Here is a 6525-nt window from a genome sequence, read left to right on the forward strand (position 1 = left end):
CTATACAATAAGCCGGAAGCCTTTCAGTTTGGGATGTACGGCATACTGCTCCAGCTGTTCACTGATATTGGCAGCGCGGAGATCTGCCCATCCTACTACGCCTTTAATAAAATCATGTTGGTCTGCCAGTGCCAGTAAAAAGGCTGTTTCATCTGCCGACTGATCAGCCTGTACCGCTATACAGCCATGCACCCCGTTTTCGGCCAGCACCGGGGCCAGGTCTTCCGGGTAAAAATCACGGCGGATCACCTGCATAGACTCATCTATCCATGCATCGCGTACAGGATCGTATTGCCAGAAATGCTGATGTGCGTCAATAACCATGTGATATTTTTTTACCGGGCGCCGGAGGTACCTGCGCCCGGTATGCTTTTACAATGCAAAAATCTGGTCCATAATAATCCACTTTTCCCCTTCTTTCGCTACCGGCAATGCCTGCTGGTACTTCCACATGAGGCCTTCCCATACCTGTACGGCAGGGTTGGCAGCGTCCATAGCGTCTTTACGTTCAAAGGAAAAAGTATCATCTACTTCCATGATCATGAACAGGCGGTTACCCGCGCGGTAAATATCCATTACGGTAATACCTGCATCTGTAATGCTCTTTTTTATTTCAGGAGATACATTACGGTGATGGGCCTCGTATTCACTGATCAGCTGCGGATCATCTACCAGATCCAGGGCCAGGCAATATCTTTTCATAACTACTATTTATACGCTACGGCAGTTTGTTTGGAAGTACCTAACCCGTCGATGCCCAGTTCAATTACATCCCCTGCTTTCAGGTATACCTGCGGGTTCATGCCCAGGCCCACACCAGCCGGTGTTCCGGTAGAGATCACATCTCCCGGGAGCAGGGTCATAAACTGGCTCAGGTAAGCCACTACATAAGGTACATTGAATATGAAGTTGGAGGTATTGCCATCCTGCATTTTCCGGCCATTAACGGTAAGCCATAAACGAAGATTGTTCACATCGGCAATTTCATCTTTGGTAGCCAGCCAGGGGCCTAAAGGTGCGAAGGTATCACAGCTCTTGCCTTTCACCCATTGTCCGCCTCTTTCAATCTGGAAAGCCCTTTCGCTGTAGTCGTTATGCAAGCAGTAACCTGCTACATAGTCCATAGCGTCTTTTTCTTCCACGTAAGTGGCTTTTTTGCCAATTACCACTGCCAGTTCCACTTCCCAGTCTGTTTTCTGACTTCCGCGTGGAATCACCAGATCATCGTTGGGACCAACCAGCGCGCTGGTACTTTTAAAGAACACGATAGGTTCTGCAGGAATGGCTGCATTGGTTTCACGCGCGTGATCCGCGTAGTTCAGCCCGATGCAGATAATTTTGGAAGGACGGAGGATAGGTGAGCCTAAACGGGCACCGGCAGGCACCTGCGGGCATTCCGCTGCATGTGCGCCATACCATTCGGATAAACGCGCCAGCCCGTTGGTTTCAAAAAATTTCTCTCCAAAATCCTCACCGAATGCGCTCACATCAAACATTCCTGCTGCGGTGGCAACACCCGGTTTCTCTTCTCCCGGTAAACCAAACCTGATCAGTTTCATATCAATACTATTTATTTGTCTTACTTAATTTCTTTCAGTGTTTTAATCTGTAGTCTTCCGTTTTCCACATGCAGGTCGATCACCGGTTCCGCTTTTCCATCTTTTACAAAAGAGAAATACACATGATCATCCTGTCCTGTTGGCTGGATCACGCCTTTACTGCCGGTTGGCACGGGCATGAACATGCTCTTACGCAAACCGCCAAATTCCACATACAGCTCCAGGCTATCAGGCGAAGCATCCGGTTTTATTTCTGCAATAAAATCTGCCAGGATATTGCCGGACTGGAAGCTCTTTTTATATTTCTGCAGCATTTCACCGCCGGCAGTTACCTTTCCAAGACCCAGCGTGCCTTCCATGTATTCCCAGATAGGCTGGGGCGGCGTGGCAGCCCATAATATTTTCACATCTTTCTTATCATCTATAAAAGCGTGGTAATAACGTGGCTGATGGTTCGCTTTCATAACGCCGATATAACAACTGTTGGGCTCATTCCATAACACCTTGTAAAGGTCCGCTTCCGGTACATCCTTCAGGAGCGACTGTTCAAAGCTCTTTTCTTTTGTTCCTTCCTTCAGCTGAAACTTAATGTTGATCAGCGATGTATCTTTTTCCTTGTCTGAAAAAGTAACCGACACGGTACCATCCGGTGTGGCCGGTTTTACTACAGATGCGGATTCCCCGGTGGCGGCTTCCTTGTTGGTTCCGGAATTACAGGCTGATAATATGGCCAGTGCTAACGCCAGCCCTATTCGAAAATGTTGCATGATATAACTAAAAATTAATGAATGAATAACTTGAAAGATACGGGTAATCGTCCGCACTTTAAAACACACATCTCATTAATTCTTAATTATTCAACCGGATAAACCCACCATCAATGGGGTAATCGGTGCCGGTAATAAAGCCTGCCTCATCTGAACACAGGAATAACGCCAGGTTACCCACTTCCACCGGTTTGGCCATACGGCCTATAGGCTGGGTTTTACTCAGCTTTTCAAACATCTCCGCTTCTTTACCGGGATAATTCTTGGCAATAAACCCATCCACAAAAGGCGTGTGCACTCTTGCCGGCGACACGCAGTTGCAGCGGATATTGGCGCCAAGATAATCTTTGGCCACAGACAATGTCATGGTCAGTACAGCGCCTTTACTCATTGAATACGCCAGTCTGTCCGGTATACCTACACTGGAGGCGATGGAGGCCACATTCAGGATCACGCCGCCGCCCTGTGCTTTCATTTGTCTGATCACTGCATACATGCAGTTATAGGTGCCCTTTACATTTACCTGGTACACCCTGTCGAAGTCCTGTTCAGTTGTGTTTTCAAGGTTACCCACATGGGCAATACCGGCGCAGTTCACCAGGATATCCAGCTTGCCGGCAGTTTTCACAATGCCATCCATTACGCCGATCACGGCTGCCTGGTCGGCCACGTTACACGCATGCACCGTTGCCTGGCCCCCGGCTGTCCTGATCTCTTCTGCTGTTGCTTTACCGCCATCTTCATTCAACTCCAGGATATGCACCTGCGCACCCTGTGCCCCGAATGTTTTTGCAATTGCCTGTCCTATGCCGCTACCACCACCGGTAATAACCGCTACTTTATTGTCTAGTCTGAACAGTTCCATCGTATAAAAATTTAAGGGTTCTAAAATACCTATTAATATAAGGTGATTGCAATTGTATTTTCACTGTATTTCATACTTTCTTGCCTAATTTTCATAAAATTCAATAAGCTTCACCAAATCCGGAGCTTTTTCTGCAATTTTAACCACATGAGAATAATACTGTTAACAGCGCTTCTGTGGACCATCTCCAGCCAGCTGTCTGCACAGAAAATACCAGTTAATAAATACGGGCTCGCGGTACTGAGCACCCGGCAACAATATGAACAACTGGTAAAAGCCGACAGCAACCAGCAACTGGTAAACCTGGAAAAGTATATCCCCGGCATCAAAAAAGACGTGCGTTACGCTACCACCAATAACTTCACCAAACAACAATTATACACCAGCACCGCTATTTACCTCCGCCTGCCTGCCGCGAAGGCCCTGAAAGCAGTACAGGAATCGCTGCGCAAAAAAGGATATGGCCTGCTCATTTATGATGCCTACCGTCCTTATCATGTAACGGAGACCATGTTTAAAATAGTTCCCAACGACCTGTATGCAGCCGATCCACGCAAAGGATCAGGGCATAACCGCGGTGTGGCCATAGATCTCAGCATGGTTCACCTGAAAACAAATAAGCCCGTGGCTATGCCTACGGACTTCGACGATTTCACCATGAAAGCGCATGAAAATTATTCCCCGCCAGATCCGGCAGTGGCGGCTAACCGCAAGTTGTTAAGAGATACCATGCGGCAACATGGCTTTAAAGGAAGTTCTACGGAATGGTGGCATTTCTATCTCCCTGATTACAAAAAATACCCGCTGATGGATATCGCCTTCGGCGATGAAAATTGTCTTGGAGCAGGATTACGCTGATTATACTGATTAACAGGATTTGATCATATCGTTTTTTTTGATTCGGGGAGATGTAAGCGAATGTCCTTATATCTTCCCGAATCTTTTATTAATCAAAAAAATAAAATCCTGCTAATCAGCATAATCAGCGTAATCCTGCTCCAAGACAATTTTCATCGCCGAAGGCGATTATTATGGCATCGTTACCGTATCCACCCGGTTCGCAATGCCATCCCATTTCAGGTAATAGGTGCCATCGCCGGGAGGAACAAATGAATAGGTTTTGGTTTGTGTAATGAAGGACTGGGTACAAACGGTACACGTATTAAGAATGTATTCTGCTTTCAGCACCACGGTATCTCCATCTTTTGACGCCACTATTTTATTAATGGCATAACAGGAATTATTGAAGATGCAGCTGACATCATAAAAAACACCGTTCTGCCCACTCACATTACTGCTGCTTTTCCCGAGGTACTTCGCACCCTGAATAGGTATCCATCCATATTGGGAGCAATTATCCGCTTCTTTGCTGCAGGCGGCAAAAAATAAAATAGCCAGGAGTAAGGGAATCGTTTTCATCAGGGTTTATTTCACCCTTGTAAAACGGGGCAGACGTAGCAAAGGTTACAGGGGGATGATCGCCTTCGGCGATGAAATTGTCTTGGAGCGGGATTACGCTGATTATACTGATTAACTGGATTTTATTTTTTTGATTAATAAAAGATTCGGGGACATATAAGCGCAGTCGCTTACATCTCCCCGAATCAAAAAAATCCAACATGATCAAATCCTGCTAATCAGTATAATCAGCGTAATCCCGCTCCAAGACAATTTCATCGCCGAAGGCGATCCTAGTATATTTTATTCAGCGCATCCACATAAGCATGCACGGAAGCGTTCACGATGTCGGTGGAAATACCGAAGCCGTAATACGACTGCCCGTTATGCTTTACCCGCATATTCACTTTACTCACATCTTCACTGCCGCCGCGCATGGATTGAATATTGAATTCATCCAGTTCAATATCGTCTTTAATAATATCGTGGATGGCGTTGATGGTAGCGTTTACCGGGCCGTTACCTGCAGCGCTGGCTTCTTTTTCTTCGCCGTTAACACGCAGTTTAACGGTAGCCATCGGGCGGAGCGGATCGCCGCATACTACCTGCAATAAGGTTACCTTGATGGCATTATCGCCATAGGTTTGCGCATCGCCGTCACCCATCAGTTCCAGCAGGTCGGCATCGTTGATTTCCTTTTTGGTATCCGCCATCAGCAGGAAGCGCTGATACACTTCATCGATGTTCACTTTTTCCAGGTTGTATCCGAGCCTCGACAAGTGATGCTTCAGCGCATGACGGCCACTGCGGGCAGTGAGGATAATAGCGTTGGAATTGATACCTACATCTTCAGGATTCAGGATCTCGTAATTTTCGCGGTGTTTCAGCACGCCATCCTGGTGAATACCGGAGCTGTGCGCAAAAGCGTTGCGGCCTACAATGGCTTTGTTGGGTTGCACCGGCATATGCATCATGGTTTCCACCAGATTACTGATTTCGTAGATGCCTTTTGAATTGATCTGGGTATGATATCCCAGCGCATGATGCGTTTTCAGGATCATAGCCACTTCTTCCAGGGAGGTGTTACCGGCGCGTTCACCGATACCATTAATGGTACACTCCACCTGGCGGGCGCCGTTGATAACGCCTGCAATGGTATTGGCCGTAGCCAGACCGAGGTCGTTATGACAGTGAACGGAGATGATGGCTTTATCGATATTGGCAACATTGTCTACAAGGTACTTGATCTTTGCACCGTACTGGTCGGGCAGGCAGTAACCGTTGGTGTCTGGGATGTTAACGGTGGTAGCACCCGCCGCAATCACGGCTTCGATCATGCGGGCCAGGTATTCATTGTCAGCGCGACCGGCATCTTCTGCATAAAATTCCACATCATCAGTAAACTTGCGGGCATAGGATACAGCGGCTACTGCACGTTGTAAAATTTCCTCGCGGGTACTGTTGAATTTGTATTTGATATGCATATCGGAAGAACCGATACCGGTATGAATACGCTTACGTTTTGCAAAGCGTAAAGCATCTGCCGCTGCATCTATATCTTTATTGTTGGCGCGGGTAAGCGCGCATATTACCGGTTCACTCACCGCTTTGGAAATTTCCACCACGCTCTGGAAGTCGCCCGGGCTGGAGATCGGGAAACCTGCTTCAATAATATCTACGCCGAGCGCTTCGAGTTTTTTGGCTACTTCAATTTTTTCAACGGTTGTCAGCTGACAGCCAGGGACCTGTTCTCCATCACGTAAGGTGGTATCAAAGACGTATACACGATTTTTATCCATGATAGTGTAATAATTTTATTGAATGATTAATTCAGATTCTCTAATACTTTGGCGCCCATAGCGTCGGTGCCCATAATGCAATCGTTCACGGTATGTTTATTGGCGATATCCATAGTTCTGAAGCCTTGTCTGAGCGT

Annotated in this window: 8 protein-coding genes; 1 reads left to right on the forward strand and 7 read right to left on the reverse strand. The window is 47.0% G+C overall.

The features are described 5' to 3' along the window. The 5 genes from VIM72_RS01040 to VIM72_RS01060 form a co-directional block, all read right to left on the reverse strand. Positions 1-324, reverse strand: a complete 324-nt coding sequence (locus VIM72_RS01040; protein ID WP_332001014.1) for an amidohydrolase family protein — start codon at positions 322-324, stop codon at positions 1-3. Positions 325-372: 48 nt separating this feature from the next. Then, positions 373-702 (reverse strand): L-rhamnose mutarotase, encoded by a 330-nt coding sequence (locus tag VIM72_RS01045; protein WP_332001015.1) that lies wholly within the window; start codon positions 700-702, stop codon positions 373-375. A 5-nt stretch (positions 703-707) separates the two neighbouring features. Continuing rightward, positions 708-1559 carry a fumarylacetoacetate hydrolase family protein gene (locus VIM72_RS01050; protein ID WP_332001016.1) on the reverse strand — a complete coding sequence of 284 codons (852 nt, stop codon included), beginning with the start codon at positions 1557-1559 and terminating at the stop codon, positions 708-710. A gap of 20 nt (positions 1560-1579) precedes the next feature. Then, positions 1580-2326, reverse strand: coding sequence for a hypothetical protein (locus VIM72_RS01055; RefSeq protein ID WP_332001017.1), 747 nt, complete (start codon positions 2324-2326; stop codon positions 1580-1582). Positions 2327-2408: 82 nt separating this feature from the next. Continuing rightward, a complete protein-coding gene (locus VIM72_RS01060) occupies positions 2409-3191 on the reverse strand; it encodes an SDR family oxidoreductase (RefSeq protein ID WP_332001018.1) in 783 nt (260 codons plus the stop codon). A gap of 147 nt (positions 3192-3338) precedes the next feature. Between VIM72_RS01060 and VIM72_RS01065 the strand changes: the two genes are divergently transcribed. After that, positions 3339-4049, forward strand: a complete 711-nt coding sequence (locus tag VIM72_RS01065; protein WP_332001019.1) for a M15 family metallopeptidase — start codon at positions 3339-3341, stop codon at positions 4047-4049. A gap of 171 nt (positions 4050-4220) precedes the next feature. On the opposite strand, the gene VIM72_RS01070 is transcribed toward VIM72_RS01065, so the two are convergent. Together VIM72_RS01070 and VIM72_RS01075 are read right to left on the reverse strand one after the other, a co-directional pair. Beyond that, positions 4221-4610: a hypothetical protein gene (locus VIM72_RS01070; RefSeq protein ID WP_332001020.1), complete on the reverse strand. Its 390-nt coding sequence runs from the start codon at positions 4608-4610 to the stop codon at positions 4221-4223. A gap of 272 nt (positions 4611-4882) precedes the next feature. Continuing rightward, a complete protein-coding gene (locus tag VIM72_RS01075) occupies positions 4883-6388 on the reverse strand; it encodes a 2-isopropylmalate synthase (protein WP_332001021.1) in 1506 nt (501 codons plus the stop codon). Positions 6389-6525: the final 137 nt, after the last annotated feature.

This window comes from Chitinophaga sp. (genome assembly GCF_036569185.1).
GTDB lineage: Bacteria > Bacteroidota > Bacteroidia > Chitinophagales > Chitinophagaceae > Chitinophaga.